This is a genomic window from Pontibacter pamirensis (genome assembly GCF_010015475.1).
Taxonomy (GTDB): domain Bacteria; phylum Bacteroidota; class Bacteroidia; order Cytophagales; family Hymenobacteraceae; genus Pontibacter; species Pontibacter pamirensis.
Map to the genome: position 1 here is coordinate 24551 of NZ_SSNI01000016.1, position 20588 is coordinate 45138.

The window sequence follows — 20588 nt, forward strand, 5'->3', positions numbered from 1 at the left end:
ACTTAATAATTGTTTTTAAAGAAGGCCAGATATGCCTCCAGATCCTTTTTCTGCAAGAACTTCTGATAATTAGCAGAAGAGATAACAAAGGTAGTGAAATCTACCCCTCTAATTTTACCTACAGGCGCCTGCGGAGCTTTTTGTTTTACATTGTAAGCCATTGCCTGCTTTGGATCAGCGAAGGTGCGCATCAGCAACATCCTTTTGCCATCTGCTAAGTCCATAGCTTCTATCGATAGATTCTGCTGCTTATAGTAGGTGCTGTTATACTTTTCATACTTCGGTTGCACATCTTTAAAAGCGGCAGCATCAGTGGGGTAAATCAGCACAAAGTAAAAAGCTGAGTCGTCCTTAGTCTCATAAGCCACTGGATCCACAGCCGGAACAGGAGGCGCTACCGAAGTACTTAGTGAGTCAGTTGGCACTGCAGTTGTAGCCAAAGGCTGTTGCGGCTCAATAACAGGAGGTGTGCCTGTTATGGCTGCCGGGTTCTGCTGCTCTTCCTGTTGCTGCTGCGGCTTTGCCTCCTCAGGCTGAGCAACAGGAGCGGGCGGCAGGATTTGCGGCGTGGCTTTGGCCACCGACGCTGTAGCTGTAGCAATATTTGTGCTAACCTTTTCCCTGGGTATCTGGGCAACGGCAGCTTTGGGCTCTTTTGGTTTTGGTGGTGCAGGGGCTTCCTGGCGCAGTTGGTTTTTCTCTTCGAGTTGTTGATAAGTTGCCAGTAGTTGGTCTGCCTGTGGCAGCAGCGGGCTTTTAGGAAAAGCAGCCTTAAACTGCTTTAACTGCTGCCGTAGCAATTCCGGTTTTTGAGTTCGTGCTGTCACCATCGCGCCCAAAAAGGCTACTTTGTCTTTGATGTCGTTCAGCGGGTATTGGCTGATAACCTGGTTCAGTAGCGCTGTTGTCTTATCGTACGCGCCCGCATCATAAAAACTATAAGCAGAGTCATAAAGCGCGTGCGCCTTCAGGTTTTCTGCCGCGTTCTTCGACATGAAATCTGAATCATCCAGCAATCGGGCGTAAGTGGTATTCGGGAACTCCTGCTTTAGCTTGTTATAGAAGGCTTGCTGCTGCGGAGAATCCCCTGCCTTGCCATACAGCAGGTAAAGGCTGTAATAAGATTCCGGAGCATGCTCTGTTCCCGAGAACCGCTGCAGCAAAGTAAGGTAAGTCTGAATGGCACGCTCCTGGTCGTTCAGGTTCTGCGCATAGATGTTTGCCAACCGGAAGAGCGCTTCCTCCACCATTTTTTCTGAGCGTTGCATGTCTGCCGTTGTCACCGGTATATTCTGTAAATACAGCTGTACCTGTGCTGATGTGCGCTCTTCCGGTGAAGGCTGGTTTTCCTCAGCTTCTACAGGAACAGGGGCTAATGCTACATCCGCCTGACTTCCTGCCTCGCCACGGGCACGGTTTCGCCAGAAATCCTGCAATGGCCTGTCGCCCCAGCGGCGCACGAACTCGGCACGCGCAGAAGCCATAGCCGTAGGGTTATCAAAGTACCACACACCGCCGGTGCTGCTTTCGGTGGCAAAGGCATCGCCGTTTTGTGAGCGCCTGTTGTTGTTCCTGCTCGTCTCCTTTTCGGCTATCAGCTGTCGCTCCTGCTGCCGGGCTATTTCCTGCTGCCGTGCCTCCTCTTCGCGCTGCACCAGCGCCTGAATAAACTCCAAGCGCTCTGCTTCACTCATATGGCCCAGGCGCTGCAGGCTGTCCTGTGTCTGAATCGTGCTGTACTGCTTCGCGAAATCCGCTAATACATCACGTCTTTCGGCCACGGCCTCATACTCCGGTGCCCGCTGCGGGTATACCTGCACAGCACTATCGTAGTAAGCAGCAGCCAGGTCAAAGTTTTGCAGTTTGTCAAAATAAATCTCTCCTGCCGACAGGTAGCTGTAGGCTTTCTGGTTAGACAGCGTTCCCTGCGTTTTAAGCGACTGCTGCAGGAGCGCCAGTGCCTTATCGTAGTTTTGCTGGCGGAGCTCAAACTGCGCCATCTCATAATAGATCCTGTCACGATACTCCAGGTTCTTGTCGTCTTTGAGCATCTTCTGGTAATACCCGGCAATACGCTCCTTGTCCTGCTCATCCGTCAGTTCTGTTACCTGCCCTAAGTTCAGCCTGCTGAAGAAGCCTAAGTCGTAGGGTGGGTTTCGGCGCAGCACCTTGCTATATTCGGTATAGGCCTCTTTGGTTTGCTCTGTGAGCTGGTAAAGCTGCGCCAGGGTATACCGCGCCCGCGACTGGTCATCTTTTTCATCAAAGTTGGGGAGCGAAAGTGCCAGGTTCTCTATCAATTGTGTTGTATCGCGCTGCAGGCGGTAATACTGGGCACGCGCCAGGTACAGCTCGCGGGCATTTGCTTTATTCAGGCGCTCCTTGCGAAGGAACTCTGATACCTGCTGCGCGTTCTCCATCTCATCCAGCTGCATAAAGGAGCGCATCAGCCACACCAGCGCCTCGTGCCGGTCAGGGGCATCTTTGCTGGTAGCGTTCACATACTTGAAGGTGCGCACCGCCTCCGCAAAGTTCAGCTGGTAAAAGTTTGCCTTCCCTATTTCTATATAAGAGTTGTCTATCCACTTGCTGTTCTTATGGTATTGAATAGGGTGAGAGGCTTTTTTCTTTACATCTTCCAGGTCAGCCTCGAAGGCCTTGGCTGTGGTAGAGTCTATGAGCGGGTAAATAGGCAGCACCTGGTTGTAGTCGTACTGCATCTGTTCCTGCAGCCCCTGTTCTATCAGGCGCATCTTCTCTTTGGCAAGAAAATAGCCATTGTAGCGCGCAGTGGTGTTATGATACGTCTTGCTTAGCGGGTTATTACGCTCCACTGAGCATGACGCCAACAGCATACCTGCCAGAATAAAGAGGATGTACAGTGGTTTTATGTTCAAGCTAATAGCGTGTGCAGGGTGTTTTAGCACTTTATATATAAGGTATAAACGTTGTAGCCTATGCTTAAAGTATGGGGCAAAGCAGCCTGATAGGCTTTATATTGGCCTAAGTGTAAAAGCACCTCCTACAAAAATACAACAATCTGCCAATTACAAACAAGCAGCTGTTTTACAGCCTGCTATTGAACTATCCAAAAATGTAAATGGTTTCAGACCGGGCAAGAGTTTCTATACAGGCAGCTTTTATTTTTGCACAGCAGAAATCACTCTTTAAAATGAGTACTTTTGTAAAAATCAGTGCTAGCATGGAAAATACGCCAGAGCAGGAAAAGAAGCCTTCGCGCGGGGACAGTATAAAACCCTATGTGAAATATTCAGGCATGGCTTTTCAGATGATAGGAGCCATGGTGCTGGCTGCGCTGGCAGGCAGGTGGCTGGACGGGTACACAGGCACTGAAAAGCCCTGGTTTACTATTGTACTGCTGCTGGTGGCGGTGGTTGGAACAATGGTGCTGACAATCTTATCTATAAATAAAAAGTAGTATACGTGAAATTTTATCGAGACTTGGCCATCATAACGGCTGTGCTTTGTGTTGTGATTGGAGCCTTGTTGCAGTTTACCGGCTATGCGCTGGTGCATCCGCTTATCTGGTACACGCTTCTTTTCTTCATTTTCATTACCGGCTTTACTTATTACCTTATCGAGTTAGGAAACAAAAACGACCCGGGAAGCCTGCATGTGTACTACCTGGCTTCGATGGGTTTCCGGATGGTGCTGAGCATAGGAGTAGTGCTGCTGTACGTTTACTTCTTCAAGGAAAACCGCCTGATGTTCGTTTTCAACTTCTTTGCATTATATTTCCTGTTCACTGGGTTTGAAGTTTACAGTTTGTTGAGTAACTTGCGGCCCAATTTGAAAAAGCAGAACTAAACAGAAGGCTTTACTCTATTAAATCTGTTGCTAAATCTCACTTGATGAAGAAGTTATTTGTTTTATTGTTTTCTTTTTTCCTGACGCTTCCTGCGTTTGCTGAAGATCCTTCGGAGAATTTCCAGCCGGGTGAGATGATCACGCACCATATAGCGGATGATTATATCTGGGAGTTTGCTGAAGGTGCTGTGCTATACCTGCCTGTTATACTGATTGACAACGGAGAGTTGAAGGTATTTTCGTCCGGCAACTTCTTCGACGAATATCATGAAAGAAGACCGTACAACGGGTACGGGATGGAGCACGGCCACATCGTGCGTGTGAACGAGGCAGGTGAGCCACTGGAGGCGCATGGCGGCTTGTACGACTTCTCTATCACCAAAAACGTAGCGTCTCTGTTTATTAGCGTGGCGCTGCTGTTTGGAGTTTTCCTTACAATTGCTTCACGATACAAAAAGAACGCAGGCAAGGCTCCAAGAGGTATACAGTCATTCTTTGAGCCGATTATTATATTTGTGCGTGACGACATTGCCAAGGGAAACATCGGTCCGAAGTACGAGCGCTATATGCCCTACCTGCTTACTGTGTTCTTCTTTATCTGGTTTAACAACCTGCTGGGCCTGATGCCTGGCGGCGCAAACTTAACAGGAAACATTGCGGTAACGCTAATACTGGCCCTGCTCACCTTGCTCATCACTGTTTTCAGCGGAAACAAGAATTACTGGAAGCACATTTTTGCTACACCAGGCGTGCCGTGGTGGCTGGCTCCCATCATGATTCCGGTGGAACTGATTGGTATCATTACAAAGCCATTCTCACTGATGGTTCGTCTTTTTGCAAACATCACAGCAGGTCACATCATTATCCTGTCGCTGTTTAGCTTGATCTTTATATTCGAAAGCCTGGCAGTTGGGCCGCTGAGTGTGGCGTTTGCAACCTTCATGAACTTCCTGGAACTGTTCGTAGCGCTGCTACAGGCCTATATCTTCACCCTGCTTTCTGCCATGTACATTGGCGGTGCCGTGGAGGAACATGAGCACGAGGAAGATCACGGGCACGGTGCAGCAGCACATTAATCTGAATTTTTATTTTTTTTAACTATATATACTACAATTATGTTATTAGCAATTTTGCTTCAAGCAGCAGCAGTAGCGACTGATTATGGTCTGGCTATCATGGGTGCCGGTATCGGTGCTGGTCTAGTAGCCCTTGGTGCTGGTTTGGGTATTGGTAGAATCGGTGGCTCTGCCATGGAGTCTATCGCTCGCCAGCCTGAGGCTAGCGGACGTATCCAGACTGCGATGATTATCGCTGCTGCCCTTATCGAAGGTGTTGCACTTTTCGGTGTGGTAGTTTGCTTGCTAATCTCTTTCTTAGGCTAATTAGCTTAAGTCTTGGTCTCACGTCCAGACGTATGGTCTGGACGTTGAGTCCAAAAATGTGTAGTGTAGTTAATTAATACAGCTTTGAGGCAGACGTGCCACTGCGGTGGCAAACGGGTCAGATAAAAAGAAACTCATTTTTCAAATTATAAAACAATGGAATTAGTAACCCCGGGTATAGGTTTGATTTTCTGGCAGACGATCACATTCCTGATCGTGCTGTTCCTGCTTAGCAAGTTCGCCTGGAAGCCAATCATGCGAGCGCTGAATGACCGCGAGGCATCCATCGAAAGCGCGCTGAGTGCTGCTGAACAGGCAAAACTGGAGATGCAGGGCCTGAAGGCGGAGAACGAGAAACTATTGGCGCAGGCACGTATGGAGCGTGATAAGATTCTGAAAGAGGCAACGGAGGCAGGCAACAACCTGGTGGAGATGGCCAGAGAGAAGGCAAACGAAGAAGGTGCCCGTATGATAACCGTAGCCCGTGAAGCGATAGAAAATGAAAAACGTGCCGCCATCGCTGACGTGAAAAACAAGGCTGCATCACTTTCTATTGAAATCGCAGAGCGCATCCTCAGAAGAGAACTAAGCGACCCGAAGGCACAGCAGGCGCTGGCACAGACTTACGTAAGCGAAGTATCCCTTTCTTAAATATACGCCTGATGATGCCTGACATGCGTGAAAGGCACCATCATCATAAAAAAGACTATGTCTGACATTAGAGTTGCTTCCAGATACGCGAAGTCGCTGATAGAACTGGCGAACGAGAAAGGAGTTTTAGAGCAGGTGCACAACGACATGCTGCTTTTCTCCAAAGTCGTTTCCCAGAACAGGGATTTTGAACTGATGCTTACAAACCCCATCATTAAGTCAGATAAAAAGCTGGCGGTGCTTAACAGCATTTTTGGCGGTAAAGTGCAGCAGATGACACAGATGTTCTTCGACATCGTGACAAAGAAAAACCGTGAGTCGGTTTTGCCTTTTATGGCAGCAGAGTTTGAAAAGCAGTACAACGAGTTTAAAGGCATTCAGGTGGTAACGGTGAACAGCGCTGCTCCGCTTGCCCCGGCGCAAAGAGATTACCTTATCAAGCAGCTAACTGCTGAAACAGGTAAAATAATTCAACTGAAAGAATCGGTTGATCCGTCGCTTATCGGGGGCTTTGTGCTTCGCGTTGGTGACAAACAAATAGACAGCTCTGTGAAGAACAGCCTTCGCAAGCTAAAAATTGATTTTAAAGACAACTCCTATATTAATAAACTATAATCATGGCAGAAGTAAGACCTGATGAAGTATCAGCCATATTAAGAGAACAGTTATCTAACTTCCGCTCTGAGGCAGAGTTGGAGGAAGTAGGAACTGTACTACAGGTAGGTGACGGTGTCGCTCGTATCTATGGTCTTTCCCAGGCACAGTCTGGAGAGCTCCTGGAATTTGAAAACGGACTTCAGGCGCTTGTGCTTAACCTGGAAGAAGACAACGTAGGAGCCGTATTGCTAGGTGACTACAGCGAGATTAAAGAAGGCGCCACTGTAAAAAGGACAAACCGTATTGCCTCTATCCGTGTAGGTGAAGGCATCATAGGACGTGTGGTAAACACCCTTGGATTACCAATCGACGGCAAAGGCCCGATTGCAGGTGAGTTGTACGAGATGCCGTTGGAGCGTAAAGCACCAGGCGTTATTTTCCGCCAGCCGGTAAACGAGCCAATGCAAACAGGTATCAAAGCGATTGACTCAATGATTCCAATTGGCCGTGGTCAGCGTGAGCTTATCATCGGTGACCGCCAGACAGGTAAATCAGCAGTAGCAATTGATACTATCCTGAACCAGCGTGAGTACTACGAAAGAGGCGAGGCTGTATTCTGTATTTATGTGGCGATTGGCCAAAAGGCATCTACTGTAGCGCAGATCGTGAAATCGTTGCAGGAAGGTGGTGCGATGGAGTATACCGTAGTAGTATCTGCTTCTGCCGCTGACCCTGCTCCAATGCAGTTCTTCGCGCCATTTACAGGTGCGGCTATCGGAGAATTCTTCCGCGACACAGGCCGTCCGGCACTGGTGGTGTACGATGACCTTTCGAAGCAGGCCGTGGCTTACCGTGAGGTGTCACTTCTGCTAAGAAGACCTCCAGGACGTGAGGCATACCCAGGAGATGTATTCTACCTGCACTCCCGCTTACTAGAGCGTGCCGCTAAGTTGACTACCTCTGATGAGATTGCCCGTAACATGAACGACCTTCCTGATTCTATCAGGCACCTGGTGAAAGGCGGTGGCTCCTTAACGGCACTTCCTATTATTGAAACACAGGCCGGTGACGTTTCTGCTTATATCCCGACAAACGTAATATCCATTACGGATGGTCAGATATTCCTGGAGACAAACCTGTTCAACGCGGGTATCCGTCCGGCCATTAACGTAGGTATCTCTGTATCGCGTGTAGGTGGTTCGGCCCAGATTAAATCAATGAAGAAGGTTGCAGGTACCCTGAAGCTGGACCAGGCGCAGTTCCGTGAACTGGAGGCGTTTGCCAAGTTCGGTTCTGACCTGGATGCTTCCACTAAACTGACCATTGAGCGTGGCCGCCGTAACATGGAAATCCTGAAGCAGGCCCAGTTCTCTCCTGTAGCGGTAGAGGAGCAGGTTGCTATCATTTACTGCGCTACAAACGGATTACTAGATGATGTTCCGGTGAATGAAGTAAGAGCGTTTGAGCAAGACTATCAGCGCACCCTGCGTGCGCAGCATGCTGATGTGCTGAGCGCCCTGAGAGCCGGCAAGCTGGATGACCAGATAACAGGTACGCTGAAGCAGGTGGCAAGAGAGTTGTCAGACAAGTACAGAAAATAGAAAAGTCATGGTTGGAGGTTAAAAGTGTGACGCTTTTGACCTCCAATTTTATGCTTATAAAACAATATGGCAAGTTTAAAGGAAGTTAGAGGCCGTATTACATCGGTATCTTCGACACAGCAGATCACAAAAGCCATGAAAATGGTGTCGGCTGCAAAGCTTAGACGGGCACAGGATAACATTCTGCGCATGCGCCCTTATGCGCAGCGCCTGAGCGGTATTCTGGCAAACCTGTCGTCGCAAACAGAAGGTTCTGAGAACAACATATACTCTGCTAAGCGCGAAGTGGTTAATAATGTGCTTATCATTGCTGTAACATCAGACCGTGGTTTGGCCGGTGCTTTTAATGCAAATATCGTGAAAGGCGTTGTAGCCCTTATTGATAGTAAGTATAGAAGCCAGGCTGTAGCCGGTAATGTTACTGTTCTTGCAATCGGTAAAAAAGGACTGGATGCCTTCAAGAAAAAAGGAGTGCCTTTAATTGAAGATTACAGCAACGTTTTCGCTAATATTTCCTTTGACAACGTTCGTCCTGCAGCAGAGCGGGCCATGGCTGGCTTTGTGGCAAGGGAGTTTGACCAGGTAGACCTCGTTTACAATGAGTTCAAGAATGTAGCCACACAAATTGTGCGTCAGGAGCAGTTCCTGCCAATCGAGGAGAAGCCGGTTGAGGTAACGGATAAAGCCGCCCTGTTAGTAGATTATACTTTTGAGCCGTCGAAGGAGCAGATTATAGAGGAGCTGATCCCGAAATCGCTGAAGATACAGGTTTATAAAGCAGTACTGGAATCTAACGCCGCTGAGCATGGTGCCCGTATGACGGCCATGGATAAAGCAACTGAAAACGCAGGAGAACTTCTGAAACAGCTGAAGCTTACCTATAACAGAACGCGCCAAGCCGCCATCACTAAGGAAATCCTGGAGATTGTGGGGGGTGCAGAGGCGCTGGCAGCAAAGTAAAGAGAAGAAAGCCTTTAACAGCAGCGCTCATCAGCACGGTGGGCGCTGTTTGTTTTTTTGGGGTAGCAGTGCCGGAATATTAACAAATCGTTAAAAAAGTACTGCAGCCAGTACCAAAGCGCAGAACAAATATGTACCTGTTATATTTGTACAGGTACATATTTGTAGCAGGAAAATATCAGAAATGAGAGAGCAAAAACTTTTCATTCGTAGCATCATAACAAAAGCCGCAGCAGTATGTTTGCTGGTAGTAAGTGCATGTGCAGGTACAACGCAACAAAACACGAATACAGAAAGTAACGCAGCAGCACGTACGCAGGATTTTGTAAACGTGCTGCCAAGGCCAAAGCTGGTAGTAGGAATTGTTGTGGATCAGATGCGCTATGATTACCTGTACCGTTACTGGGACAAATACGGCAACGACGGCATAAAAAAACTGGTAACACAAGGCTTTAACTTTAAGAACAATCAGTATAGCTATGTGCCCACTTATACCGGGCCGGGTCATGCCTCTATCTACACAGGTAGTGTACCCGCTATTAATGGCATTATTGGGAACAACTGGTATGAGCGGCGGCAGAACAAAATGGTGTACTGCGTAGAAGACGAAACCGTAAATACAGTAGGAAGCACCTCTACTGACGGCAAAATGTCTCCTGCCAACCTGCTCACCACCACCGTTACAGACGAGCTGCGCCTGGCCACCAACATGGGCTCTAAAGTAATTGGTATCGCTTTAAAAGATCGCGGCGCTATTTTACCTGCAGGTCACCTGGGTAACACAGCCTATTGGTTTGACTCGCCCAGCGGAAACTGGATAACCAGTACGTATTACCGCGAGGACTTGCCACAATGGGTGCAGGAGTTTAATAACCAGAAGTACCCCGACCAGTATCTGAGTCAGCCATGGAACACATTGCTGCCAATAGAGGAGTATACGGAAAGCACGGCTGATAACATGCCATGGGAGGAGGCGCTGCCAGGGGAACAGGAACCAGTGTTCCCGCACAACATTCCCGCCATCAGAAAAAATGACTATGAACTGCTGCGCTCTATTCCTGCAGGCAATACCATTACGAAAGATTTTGCACTGGCAGCCCTGAGAGGCGAGAATTTAGGAAAAGGACCGTATACAGATGTCCTGGCAATAAGTTTTTCTACGATAGATTACATTGGCCACAAGTTCGGGCCTAACGCTATAGAAGCCCAGGACGCGATGCTGCGTTTGGACAGAGAACTGGGTGAGTTGATAGCGGAAATAGAGCAGGAGGTAGGAAAAGGCGAAGTGCTGTTTTTCCTTACCGCAGATCACGGGGCAGCGCAGGTACCTGCTTTCCTTCAAACAATGAACATACCGTCGGGTGTGGCAACATCCGGTACTGTACGAGACTCTACCGAAGCTTACCTAGACAAGATGTACGGCAGCGGAGAATGGGTAGAGCGCTATACAAACCAGCAGATTTACCTGAACAGGGAGCTAATAGACAGCAAAAAGCTTAACTTAGCAGATGTGCAGCAGCGCGTGGCAAGCTACGTGATGCGTTTTGAGGGCGTGATGCGCGCCGTAACAGCCACCGCTTTGCAAGGCACCAGTTGGAACCAGGGTTTGATGGCTCGCGTGGAAAACGGTTACAATGCACAGCGTTCCGGAGACGTTATTATATTATTGCAACCAGGATGGTTTGAAGGATACGGCAGCGGCAAAGGCACTACTCACGGTTCTTACTCCAACTACGACACGCACGTGCCACTCATCTGGTATGGCTGGAACGTAGAACCCGGAGAAAGTTCTGTTCCGACAGAAATAGCAGACATCACACCTACCATTGCTTCATGGCTCCATATACAAGAGCCGAACGGAAGCGTGGGCAGACCTTTACAGGAATACATGAAATAAACCTATAATGCCTGAGACAGAAAACAGACGGCGCTTAACAACATTATAAAAAAATATATGGAGAATAATATGGATATCAGCAACCCATGGCATAGTGTAAGCTACGGTGAGGAGGCTCCAACAGTATTATCAGCTATCATTGAAATCCCGAAAGGATCGAAGGCGAAGTATGAATTAGACAAAGAAAGCGGCATGCTGAAGCTTGACCGCGTTCTTTTCTCATCTATACATTATCCTGCCAACTATGGCTTTATTCCGCAAACTTACTGCGACGATAAAGACCCCCTTGATATCCTGGTCATCTGCTCAATAGACGTGCAGCCCATGTGCCTGATTGATGCAAAAGTAATCGGCGTGATGCAGATGATCGATAACAATGAGGAGGATGACAAAATCATCGCCGTGGCAAACAACGACATGTCAGTGCGCCACATTAACGACATTTCGGAGCTACCGCCGCACACTCTCCTGGAAATGCGCCGCTTCTTTGAAGATTACAAGAAACTGGAACACAAAGAAGTGATTGTGGAGCAGTTCTTGGGCCGTGAGCACGCGTACAAAATCATCCAGGACAGCATTGACCTGTACAACAACACCTTCGGCGAGCCTCAGAAGAAGGCGAAAGCGCTTTAGGAATTTTACTTTACCTGTTAAGCCTGGCGTGGATCTTTCTGTGCCGGGCTTTTTGTTTTAGAACCAGATAAAAGCCAGATACAGGAAGACTTTTGAGCGAAGGCTGATTTGTTGCGTAATTGCATATAGGATGAAGCAGTACAGAAGCATCGCGGGGGGAACTGATTTCTACACGTTACTGGAGCGTGTAGCAGGAGGATTGCTGTACAGCCACCTGTTCATCTCTTTCTGCGCCTATAGCCTGACCGTAGAAACATACCTGCTGGCAGAGGTACCGGTGTCTTTGCCTATCGCTGCGTTTGTCTTCATGGCCACACTGTTCACCTATAACCTGAGCAGCGTTCAGAGCGTCCTGCGCCATCCACAGCAAAGTGCCCCCAGGCAAAGTGCCCCCTGGAGCCAGCGCAACAAGAAATTACTGGCAGGAGTGGGGCTTGTAAGTATAGCCGCTGCCGCCATTTTATACTTTAGTTATAACCTAAAGATAAATGGTTGGTTTCTGTTGCACCTGGCGCTTATTTCCATTGGGTATACAGTGCCCATCAGGTATAAGGCAAAGGTGGTAAAGCCGCTACGGAGTGTCCCGCTTCTGAAGGTCTTTCTGATTGCGTACGTATGGGCGGCTGTAACAGTCTTAATTCCCCTAATGGATGCAGGTATTCAGTTATGGGAAACAGAAGCTCTGTGGCTCTTCCTGCGCCGCTTCCTGTTCATACTCGCCCTCGCCCTGCTGTTCGACATACGGGACTATACCTATGACCGCACCACTAATACCCTCACATTTCCAGGATGGGTAGGCGTACAAAATACTAGGCTGCTCTCCTTAGGTCTGCTGCTGCTGTATGTGCTACTGCTGTTAAATACAGAAAGTGGCCTGGTGCTGGCCGCTCTGATAGGTAGTGCCGTCGGAGCTGCCATGGTTATCTCGCTTTCTTCGGAAAAAAAGCCCCGTATATACTATGCCGTGCTGGCTGACGGCGCCATGCTGCTGCATGCAGGCCTAGTTTACTTGGCTATGACATAGGCTGCTGCAGGCACATAAATGCTTTTGGCAGGTGGTCAATCAAGTCAGAAGCCGTCATCCCGATGTCTCCTACAGTACGCAGGGCCAAATCTCCCGAAAGCCCGTGTACATATACGCCCAGAATACAGGCCTCCTCTAAATTGTACTGCTGCCCTACCAGCGCTGTGATAACTCCTGTGAGCACGTCGCCGGTGCCACCCGTTGCCATACCGGAGTTACCCGTGGTGTTAAAGTATACCTTGCCGGAAGGGGTGCCAATGGCGGTGTGACTGCCTTTGAGGGTAACATAGCACTGATGCTCCTGGCAAAAGTCCCGGAGGCGCTGCAGGCGCTCGTAATCGTTATTCACCTTGCCTGCCAGGCGCTCAAATTCTTTTGGATGAGGCGTGAAAATAACTTTGTTCTTCGGAAGCTGCTCTTTCAACCTATCGCTGCCGGCAATGATGTTAATGGCGTCTGCATCTATCACTAAAGGATGGGACGAAGTTGCCAGCAATTGCCCGATAGCGGTTTTAGTCGGAGGTTCTGTCCCCATACCCGGCCCTACGCCAATGACATCGTATTTATCAATATCCTCCGGTAATTCCGAAAGATGCCTGCGATTAGGATCTGTTAGCGTCATTGCCTCCGGCACGGCTGTCTGCAGCACCGAATACCCTGCAGACGGTGCCTGTATGGTTAAAAGGCCGACACCGCTTCTCAGGCATGCCCTTGCTGCCAACACGGCGGCACCCATTTTGCCGTAGCCGCCACAGAGCAGCAGCGCGTGGCCATAGGTACCCTTGTGCGAAAACTTCCTGCGGAGCTTAAGCAACTGCTGCACATCGCGCCTGGAGGTATAGTATACATCTGTATCAACCCCTGAGATGAACTGCTCGCTGAGCCCGATGGGCACCACCTGCCAGTCTCCCACATATTCCTCGTGCTGCGGCAGGAAGAAAGCCAGCTTCGGCAGCTGGAAGCTAATGGTGTTATCTGCTTTTACAATCGTGCTGCCTTCGGGAGTCTGGCTGTCGGTGTAAAGGCCGGAGGGCATGTCGATGGAGGTAATGCAGGCGCCGCTTCTATTCAGCTGCTCTACCACCTCTTCATATAAACCTGTGAGGGGCCTGGTAAGGCCGGTGCCAAAGAGTGCATCCACCACACAGGCTATCAATGGCAGCTCCGGAATGTCTTTCTCCTCTTCTATCATTTGCGCCTGCACCTCTTCCGGTAAACGCTTCAGGTTCGCCTTGAAATCTTCAGAGGCTTTGGCAGTATCACCCATTATATATACCTGCACCTTATACCTCCGCTGATGCAACAGGCGTGCTACTGCCAGGCCATCGCCGCCGTTGTTACCAGGGCCACAGAAAACAAAGACTTCTTCCGTCGGTAAAAACTTGTTTTCAAACCAACCAGTAAAGGCCTTGGCGGCACGCTCCATCAACTCTAACGAAGTGATATTTTCTTCCTGGATAGTATAAGCGTCAGCTTCCCTGATTTGTGCAGCGGTAAGAAGTTTCATAGATAACGGATGAGTTTCCTCAATATACTAAGATTTGAATATGGAGGTTCCTGTTTAGAGGATAAGAAACTAATAATACCACCTCTCCTGAACAATACTCTACAGAATCTCAGAATCTCAGAATCTGCTTAAGCTGCTGATGATTTATTCTGCTTAACCTGCCGTAGCAACAGCTTATCCAGCGGCATCAGACCTGCTGTTCTATAGCTATTGCTCTGTGCTCTCTAGGCCGAGAGGCCTCGTCTTTAGGCATCGCGCTGGGAGTTTTTTGCGCCAAGGCGCTGCCGCGCGAGCGGCACCAAAAATCTCCAAAGGCGCTCAACCCAAAGACTGGAAACAGTCTCACTCCGTGCTGACGAATTAAAAATGCTACAGATCTTGGGAAGGAGCTTTACGTCATTTGGAATTATCTCCTGAAATCAGATGAGGAATAACAGCTTCTGCCAAACCTGCCCTTGCAGGTTTGGCAAGTCAGCACAACCTAAAAAGCCACTGTTAAAGTCACCCTAATTTTCAGGTTATCTTTCGGAGCATCAGAAGAGTAAGGGCCATAGCGGTACAAAGCCCCGACACCGACACCCGCGAAAGGAGAGCTGATAATATTGGTCAGCAGCAGCCCTGATTCAAAAAAGCCTTTTTCCATCGTCTGGTAAGCTTCCTGCGGGAGTACATCCTGTAGCGGCTGCTTCAAATCACCAAACCCGATATTGGAGACAACAATTAAGTCTGGCTGAAAGAAACGGGTACGCAGAAGGCGCTTACCGAAGTTCTGCGAGAAGAAGAGGGCGGCATAGCGGTCGGAGAAGAACTCATACGGCTGCATCGTCTCAAAACCTTCGCCCGCATACATATAATACTCCCGGTTGTAGCTGCCGTAGCCGTTGTAGAGATTTACAAAGGGAGCATTACCATCTACCAGTCCTCCGGCTAAGGTAAAACTGCTTTCGCCAAAGGTGCGGTGGCGGAAGGTAGCTTCTGCCCTCACATCATATTTGTTATAGCCGTAATTACCGTCCAGCAAACCGTCGATACCGCGGGTATACTGCAGCCACAGCACCGGATACTCGTTCGCCATGGGCATCAGTTGGTTGAACTGCTGCATAAACTTTTCGCCATACGCATACCGGAAGCTGAACACGGCCTCAGTCAGGTTATAAGCGGGCTGCGGCGCATCAGCGGCAGTATAGCCGAAGGTAGTCCGGCGCTGTTCCTGCCGGAGCATCGCCTGCGCCTTTAGGTAACGGAGCAGCCTCCCGGACAGGGCCAGGCTTTTGTGGGTGGTATAATCAAGTACAGGCAGTAAAGCGGGACGCACATCGCCCAGGAGGCTGCGCTGCCGAAAAGGAAAGCGCCTGCCGCCTGGTTCCAGCACATCCTCGAAAAACGCAGCCTTTAGCTGCAGCGCTGATGGCTGGTGCAGTATCACAGCGGCATCTGCACCATACTTCGCTTTCTCGTCCTTGAAACCATACCCATAGTAGCCTCCTATACTAAAGCGCTCAGAAAATGAAGTATTTGTATGAGCTCCTATACCTAAACGCAGCCCTTCGAAAGCACTTATGCGCAGTAGGCGGTTCAGGTCCAGGCTAACAGGGCCAATGGGAATTTGCTGGGCCATCAGGTACTCCATCACACGAACAGTGCGGTCCAGGTTCTTTATTTTGCCCACACTGTCGAGACGCTCATAGGTGCGTTGCTCCAGGGCACTGAGCGAGTCGGGGCGATACCCCTGGTAGAAATCGTCGGGCTGCAGGTGCGCATCTGCCTTCTGCTGCAGGGAAACAACGCCAAAGTCGGACTTGCGCAGGTTGGGGTTCAGGTTGATGTTGGTGATGTAGGTGCGGAGGTGCCCGTACGGCTGGTGGCCCATAAATTTGAACTGTTGCACACTTATCTCCACATCCAGCTCTGTCGGGAACCACTGTTGCTGCGGCCCTACCTGCTCGTACTGCTGCTGCAGCTTTATGCCGCTCTTGTCGTCGTCGGCAGTAGTTTGCGCCAGCACATGCTGCACTGCCCAGCCATCACTGTTGATGTACAGTAGCCCTTGCAGCCCATCAAAGTTCTTTCCCTGCTGTGGTTTAAAGGAGATGATAAATACTGTATCCTGCCCCACCAGATTCGTTTCCTGCAACACAAAATTATACTTCCGGATACTGCCTGTGCTCAGGGGGCTGAGATAGCGCTTCCCGAAAAACACGGGCATGTCATCATACACAGAAAAATCGCGGGACTCGGCTGCCACCACGCCAAAGCTCGGCTGCTGCAGTCCTGATATCCGTGTGGCCAGTATGGTCTCTTTTGTGAAGTTCGGCTGTAGAAAAGCGTAATCCGTAACGCTCTCCAGGAGAAACAGGTGCTGCTGGTCCAGCAAATTCCGCATCCTCAGGTAAGCAGAGTCCTGTGGCGAGAGTAGCAGTGTATTGCTCATGTCTAATTCGCGGGTATCGGTGGCTGTGAGCACAAACTTGTTATAGGTTCGGTAGGTGTAAGCCCGCAGGTTTTCGGGGCGGTGCCGGTCGCGGTTCTGGTGGGCCAGCCGGATGATGCGGTGCGCGGGGTTCTCCCCTGAGCCTAACACCACAACCTCCTGCAACTGTGCCACCGATGGTTGCAGGAAAACATCTATTCTTTTGGAGGAATCAGGATAAATAACTTGGGGTGCATAGCCCACATAGCTGAAACGGAGCTGCGTAATCGGGCGGTTGTGCCGCAAGCGGTATTCTCCGTCCAGGTTTGTGGTAGTACCCGTCTCTCCGCCATTGGCTGCTATACTTACAAACGGAAGCGCCTCTCGGGTTTGGGCATCCCGCACAACTCCCTGCACTTCCAGTACCTGTGCATAGGAGGCTGCGCTAATAAAAGTTAAAATACACAGTAGCAGAAGAAAGCGTGACAATGGCATTTGGTAAAGTTAAAAGAAAAGGCGCCTTGTCCTGCTACGGAAAAAGCGCCCTGGCTTACGGATCAGTTTGCTATTTATTAGAACTGCATATGAAACCCGACACCTGGGCTACCGTTTGGCAACATTACGGGTACCACAGCAGTGTTCAATCCGCCGCCTTGGGTTAACTTGGCATGTATCCAGTATACTGTGTTCACAGAAAGTATACCTACTCCGGCTCCGGCCAGTACATCCGACATCCAGTGGGCATTGTTGAGCACGCGCAGCACGCCTGTTCCGCCCGCAAGACCATAACTTACCACGCTCACCCAGGGGCTCTTATGCCGAAACTCCTTATCCATGAAAGTGGCTATGGTAAAGGCATAGGCTGTGTGGCCTGACGGAAAGGCATGTGGCTTTCCGTTCGGACGGTCCACGTCGGTTAGGCCCTTGACTGGCCATACAACGGCCGAGGTAAGTGCCCCGGCAGATACTAATAATAATGTCTGCCGGCTTAGTTCGTGCCGATTCTGCGATGAGACAAGGTTAAACCCATACAGCGCCGCCAGTGGCGCCAGCATGAGAAAATCATCGGCATTGGTAGCAAATTCGGGAAACACCCTGGTCCTGTAGTCGAAGACATCCTGGCTGTTTATGATACCCCTGCCTCCAGTGGTATAGACACCCACACCGATAAGCACCGCAGCCGGAATAACAGCCCTTTTAAAGAAGCGACTGTTATCGGCCTCCAGGCGCTGCGATTCAGTAAAAGGTTTTTTCTGCCCGGGAAGTACTGTGTCGGGCGGTATAAACGCATCATCCGATATTACCTTTAGCGTATCGGTTCGGGTAACTTTTTTTGGCTGTGGCTGCACTTGTGCCACAGCTGCAGCAGGGCCAAACATTACACTTACCCAAAGGAGGTGTACTGTTAGAAGTTTGTTCAATTTCATATAAATGCAGTAGGCGTGAGTCTTTTACGTTTTTGATATTAAGGAATTGTTACGTAAAATTTAACGCGTGCGCCTGCCGTGGGTTTTATACAGGACTTACAATTTATTATACTATCTGCTCATAATAAATGTCTTTACCTGTCCAGCTCTCCCAGCACAATGTCTACGGAACCAACAATAGCGATGAGGTCGGCCACCATGCAGCCTTTAGCGATTTCGTGCAGCACCGACAGGTTAGAGAAGCAGGGGGAGCGGCCTTTGCAGCGGAAAGGCACATCGCTGCGGTCTGTTGTCCGGAAAAAGTACCCCAGTTCGCCACGCGGCGTCTCTGCCCGGAAATAAAGCTCCTGCGTGCCGGTGGTGCGGAGCTTCTTTGGGCAGGCTGCCTGTGGATCGAAGTCAGGGGTGCGTTTGTAGTCGCCCTGCAGGCGGTCGAGGCACTGCTGTATGATTTTTACTGACTCCCGGCACTCCAGCGCCCGCACGTAGTTACGGTCCCAGCAGTCGCCCACGCTGCCTACCAGACCGGTGCCGGTTGGTATGTCGAACTCCAGTTCCGGGTACACACTGTACCCGTCTACGCGGCGCAGGTCATATTTCAGGCCGGAGCCACGCAGCATCGGGCCGGAGCAGCCGTAGTTAATGGCTACATCCATTGGAAGTATGCCCACATTAGCGGTGCGATCAATAAAGATTTTGTTCTCCAGCAGCACCGTGTCTATTTCATCCAGCTTCGGCTGCAGGTAGTCGATAAACTCCTGGCAGCGCTTTTCAAAACCGATAGGTAAATCATAGTACAGACCGCCTACCCAGATGTAGTTGTACAGCATGCGTGCGCCAGACACCCACTCCAGCAGCCGCTGAATGTGCTCACGGTCGCGTAGCATCCAAAGGAAAGGCGTAAAAGCGCCAATGTCGATGCCGTAGGTGCCGATGGCTACAAAGTGCGAGGCAATACGGTTCAGCTCCGTTACCAGCACACGTATATACTCCACGCGCTTAGGTATCTGGTTTGTAGTGCCCAGCAGCTTCTCTACGCCCATACACCACACATGCTCCGAGTTCATAGCGGCCAGGTAATCCATGCGGTCTACGTAGGGAATGGTTTGGTTGTAAGCCATGTGCTCGGCATGCTTCTCGAAGCAACGGTGCAGGTAACCAATGTGCGGCGCTACGTCCGTCACAATTTCCCCGTCCGTTACCACCTCCAGCCGCAGCACGCCATGTGTACTTGGGTGCTGCGGACCCATGTTCACAATCATCTCGCCGTCTTTCAGGTTGTCCAAACTGAACTTGTTCGGCTCCGACTGCAGCAGGTAGTTCTTATAGAGAGTGGATGACAAAGAGTTAAAAAGTTAAAGGGTTAAAAAGTTAGAGTGTTATTTCTCTGCAAAGTGTTAAAAGTGTTTGAGTAGCCTGACCACTAACTCTACACCCACCAGCAACACCTCTTGACTGTTTTCGAATTTACAAATCTTTAAATTCCCGAATCTACTCCGGCTTCTCGCGCTTGTCTGAGAAAGGTGTGGGTTGCCCTACCAACTGCTGCGGTTCCCCTTTGAATCCGTTCAACTCGTTGTGCTGGTCGAAAGGCACTTTAATGCCGTGGTAGTACTCCTGCAGCTCATAGTCTCTGCGGAGCGGGTGGCCTTCCCAGTCGGCAGCGCACAGAATGCGCCGCATATCCGGATGGTCTTTAAAATAAATTCCAACCATGTCGAATACCTCCCGCTCATGCCAGTCGGCGGTGCGCCAGATGTGGCTGAGGGTAGGAACCTGCGGTATGGCCTGATCCGGCGTATTGTTGCGCGGCACCTGCACCTTCAGCATCAGGTGGTGGTCGTAGGGAATAGAATATAAGTTATAAATCACCTCCATCGAGCCTGCCTCCGGGCCGTTGTCGATGCCGGTGATGCAGGAGAGGAAGTCGAAGTACGTCTGCTCGTGGTCGTGCAGCGCAAGGCAAACTTCTGCCAGACGCTCTGTCTGCAGCACGAGGTAGGGCTGCAGGTCGTCTGCCTTTTCAGCTACCACTACCTCTGCACCGAAGGTGGCTACTATGAAATCTTTTAACTCCTCAAAAGTCACAGCTTCTTGAATCATGAATGATGAATGGCCGCTGGTGCTTTGTCTGCATCAGCTACTGGTTGGCCCTGCTGCGCGCGCTTCGCCATAATCTCCTGCACGGCTCTGGGCGCACGTATGGTTTCTTTCCGGATGATTTCCTGCAGTTGCAGAAAGCCACCTATCAAGGCTTCCGGCCTTGGCGGGCAACCTGGCACGTATACATCCACCGGAATAATGCGGTCCACCCCCTTTACCACATGGTAACCGTGCTCCCAATAAGGACCGCCGCAGTTTGAGCAGGAGCCCATGGAAATAACATAGCGTGGCTCCGGCATCTGCTCGTAGAGGCGGCGTATGCGGTCTGCCATTTTAAAGGTAACGGTGCCGGCCACAATCATCACATCAGACTGGCGCGGTGAGGCACGCGGAATAATACCGAAGCGGTCCATGTCGTAGCCGGAGGCGTAAGCACCCATCATTTCGATGGCACAACAGGCCAGTCCAAAGCCCATCGGGAACAGCGAGGTCAGCCGGGCCCAGTTCAACAGGTCGTCTAACTTGGTGATAACTACTCCGCCTTCTCCGGTCTTTGCTTCCATATAGG

General features: G+C 50.1%; 18 protein-coding genes. 11 read left to right on the forward strand and 7 right to left on the reverse strand.

The genetic code is table 11. The features are described from left to right. Positions 1–2: 2 nt before the first annotated feature. Positions 3–2897, reverse strand: a complete 2895-nt coding sequence (gene porW / locus E1919_RS14330; protein WP_162054092.1) for a type IX secretion system periplasmic lipoprotein PorW/SprE — start codon at positions 2895–2897, stop codon at positions 3–5. Positions 2898–3202: 305 nt separating this feature from the next. Between porW and E1919_RS14335 the strand changes: the two genes are divergently transcribed. From E1919_RS14335 to E1919_RS14385, 11 genes are all read left to right on the forward strand, one after another. Beyond that, positions 3203–3439, forward strand: a complete 237-nt coding sequence (locus tag E1919_RS14335; protein ID WP_237144393.1) for an AtpZ/AtpI family protein — start codon at positions 3203–3205, stop codon at positions 3437–3439. Positions 3440–3444: 5 nt separating this feature from the next. Continuing rightward, positions 3445–3828: a hypothetical protein gene (locus E1919_RS14340; protein ID WP_162054094.1), complete on the forward strand. Its 384-nt coding sequence runs from the start codon at positions 3445–3447 to the stop codon at positions 3826–3828. A 44-nt stretch (positions 3829–3872) separates the two neighbouring features. Next, positions 3873–4904 carry a F0F1 ATP synthase subunit A gene (gene atpB / locus E1919_RS14345; protein ID WP_162054095.1) on the forward strand — a complete coding sequence of 344 codons (1032 nt, stop codon included), beginning with the start codon at positions 3873–3875 and terminating at the stop codon, positions 4902–4904. Between the two features lie 39 nt (positions 4905–4943). Next, on the forward strand, positions 4944–5210 hold the full coding sequence (gene atpE / locus E1919_RS14350; RefSeq protein ID WP_115568153.1) for an ATP synthase F0 subunit C: 267 nt from the start codon (positions 4944–4946) through the stop codon (positions 5208–5210). 156 nt (positions 5211–5366) lie between these two features. Continuing rightward, the gene (locus tag E1919_RS14355; protein ID WP_162054096.1) at positions 5367–5861 is read left to right on the forward strand and encodes a F0F1 ATP synthase subunit B; all 495 of its coding nucleotides are present in this window, start codon (positions 5367–5369) and stop codon (positions 5859–5861) included. Positions 5862–5918: 57 nt separating this feature from the next. After that, positions 5919–6476 carry an ATP synthase F1 subunit delta gene (gene atpH / locus E1919_RS14360; RefSeq protein WP_162054097.1) on the forward strand — a complete coding sequence of 186 codons (558 nt, stop codon included), beginning with the start codon at positions 5919–5921 and terminating at the stop codon, positions 6474–6476. A 2-nt stretch (positions 6477–6478) separates the two neighbouring features. Further along, on the forward strand, positions 6479–8059 hold the full coding sequence (atpA, locus tag E1919_RS14365) for a F0F1 ATP synthase subunit alpha (RefSeq protein ID WP_162054098.1): 1581 nt from the start codon (positions 6479–6481) through the stop codon (positions 8057–8059). Between the two features lie 66 nt (positions 8060–8125). Next, positions 8126–9019: an ATP synthase F1 subunit gamma gene (atpG, locus tag E1919_RS14370; RefSeq protein WP_162054099.1), complete on the forward strand. Its 894-nt coding sequence runs from the start codon at positions 8126–8128 to the stop codon at positions 9017–9019. A 184-nt stretch (positions 9020–9203) separates the two neighbouring features. Next, entirely contained in the window at positions 9204–10916 is a 1713-nt protein-coding gene (pafA, locus tag E1919_RS14375; RefSeq protein ID WP_162054100.1) for an alkaline phosphatase PafA, read from the forward strand. A gap of 57 nt (positions 10917–10973) precedes the next feature. Further along, complete coding sequence (locus E1919_RS14380; RefSeq protein ID WP_202915914.1) at positions 10974–11549, forward strand: inorganic diphosphatase; 576 nt, start codon at positions 10974–10976, stop codon at positions 11547–11549. A gap of 130 nt (positions 11550–11679) precedes the next feature. Continuing rightward, positions 11680–12573 carry a UbiA prenyltransferase family protein gene (locus E1919_RS14385; protein WP_162054101.1) on the forward strand — a complete coding sequence of 298 codons (894 nt, stop codon included), beginning with the start codon at positions 11680–11682 and terminating at the stop codon, positions 12571–12573. Here E1919_RS14385 and E1919_RS14390 read toward each other — a convergent pair. The 6 genes from E1919_RS14390 to nuoB all read right to left on the reverse strand — a co-directional run bounded on the left by E1919_RS14390 (position 12563) and on the right by nuoB (position 20583). Continuing rightward, complete coding sequence (locus E1919_RS14390) at positions 12563–14080, reverse strand: NAD(P)H-hydrate dehydratase (RefSeq protein WP_162054102.1); 1518 nt, start codon at positions 14078–14080, stop codon at positions 12563–12565. The two genes, E1919_RS14385 and E1919_RS14390, sit on opposite strands and share 11 nt — an antisense overlap. A 481-nt stretch (positions 14081–14561) precedes the next feature. After that, positions 14562–16985, reverse strand: a complete 2424-nt coding sequence (locus E1919_RS14395) for a DUF5686 and carboxypeptidase-like regulatory domain-containing protein (RefSeq protein WP_162054103.1) — start codon at positions 16983–16985, stop codon at positions 14562–14564. A gap of 77 nt (positions 16986–17062) precedes the next feature. Next, complete coding sequence (locus tag E1919_RS14400) at positions 17063–17917, reverse strand: phosphatase PAP2 family protein (protein ID WP_162054104.1); 855 nt, start codon at positions 17915–17917, stop codon at positions 17063–17065. Between the two features lie 134 nt (positions 17918–18051). After that, the gene (locus E1919_RS14405; RefSeq protein ID WP_162054105.1) at positions 18052–19260 is read right to left on the reverse strand and encodes an NADH-quinone oxidoreductase subunit D; all 1209 of its coding nucleotides are present in this window, start codon (positions 19258–19260) and stop codon (positions 18052–18054) included. A 148-nt stretch (positions 19261–19408) separates the two neighbouring features. Further along, a complete protein-coding gene (locus tag E1919_RS14410; protein ID WP_237144395.1) occupies positions 19409–20020 on the reverse strand; it encodes an NADH-quinone oxidoreductase subunit C in 612 nt (203 codons plus the stop codon). Continuing rightward, on the reverse strand, positions 20017–20583 hold the full coding sequence (gene nuoB / locus E1919_RS14415; protein ID WP_162054106.1) for an NADH-quinone oxidoreductase subunit NuoB: 567 nt from the start codon (positions 20581–20583) through the stop codon (positions 20017–20019). Before nuoB ends, E1919_RS14410 begins: the two co-directional genes overlap by 4 nt. Positions 20584–20588 lie beyond the last annotated feature (5 nt).

Coding starts and splice junctions, on each gene's coding strand:
- E1919_RS14335 (WP_237144393.1), top strand. CDS start 3,203: ATGGAAAATACGCCAGAGCAGGAAAAGAAGCCTTCGCGCGGGGACAGT.
- atpB (WP_162054095.1), top strand. CDS start 3,873: ATGAAGAAGTTATTTGTTTTATTGTTTTCTTTTTTCCTGACGCTTCCT.
- atpE (WP_115568153.1), top strand. CDS start 4,944: ATGTTATTAGCAATTTTGCTTCAAGCAGCAGCAGTAGCGACTGATTAT.
- E1919_RS14355 (WP_162054096.1), top strand. CDS start 5,367: ATGGAATTAGTAACCCCGGGTATAGGTTTGATTTTCTGGCAGACGATC.
- atpH (WP_162054097.1), top strand. CDS start 5,919: ATGTCTGACATTAGAGTTGCTTCCAGATACGCGAAGTCGCTGATAGAA.
- atpA (WP_162054098.1), top strand. CDS start 6,479: ATGGCAGAAGTAAGACCTGATGAAGTATCAGCCATATTAAGAGAACAG.
- atpG (WP_162054099.1), top strand. CDS start 8,126: ATGGCAAGTTTAAAGGAAGTTAGAGGCCGTATTACATCGGTATCTTCG.
- pafA (WP_162054100.1), top strand. CDS start 9,204: ATGAGAGAGCAAAAACTTTTCATTCGTAGCATCATAACAAAAGCCGCA.
- E1919_RS14380 (WP_202915914.1), top strand. CDS start 10,974: ATGGAGAATAATATGGATATCAGCAACCCATGGCATAGTGTAAGCTAC.
- E1919_RS14385 (WP_162054101.1), top strand. CDS start 11,680: ATGAAGCAGTACAGAAGCATCGCGGGGGGAACTGATTTCTACACGTTA.
- E1919_RS14390 (WP_162054102.1), bottom strand. CDS start 14,080: ATGAAACTTCTTACCGCTGCACAAATCAGGGAAGCTGACGCTTATACT.
- E1919_RS14395 (WP_162054103.1), bottom strand. CDS start 16,985: ATGCCATTGTCACGCTTTCTTCTGCTACTGTGTATTTTAACTTTTATT.
- E1919_RS14400 (WP_162054104.1), bottom strand. CDS start 17,917: ATGAAATTGAACAAACTTCTAACAGTACACCTCCTTTGGGTAAGTGTA.
- E1919_RS14410 (WP_237144395.1), bottom strand. CDS start 20,020: ATGATTCAAGAAGCTGTGACTTTTGAGGAGTTAAAAGATTTCATAGTA.
- nuoB (WP_162054106.1), bottom strand. CDS start 20,583: ATGGAAGCAAAGACCGGAGAAGGCGGAGTAGTTATCACCAAGTTAGAC.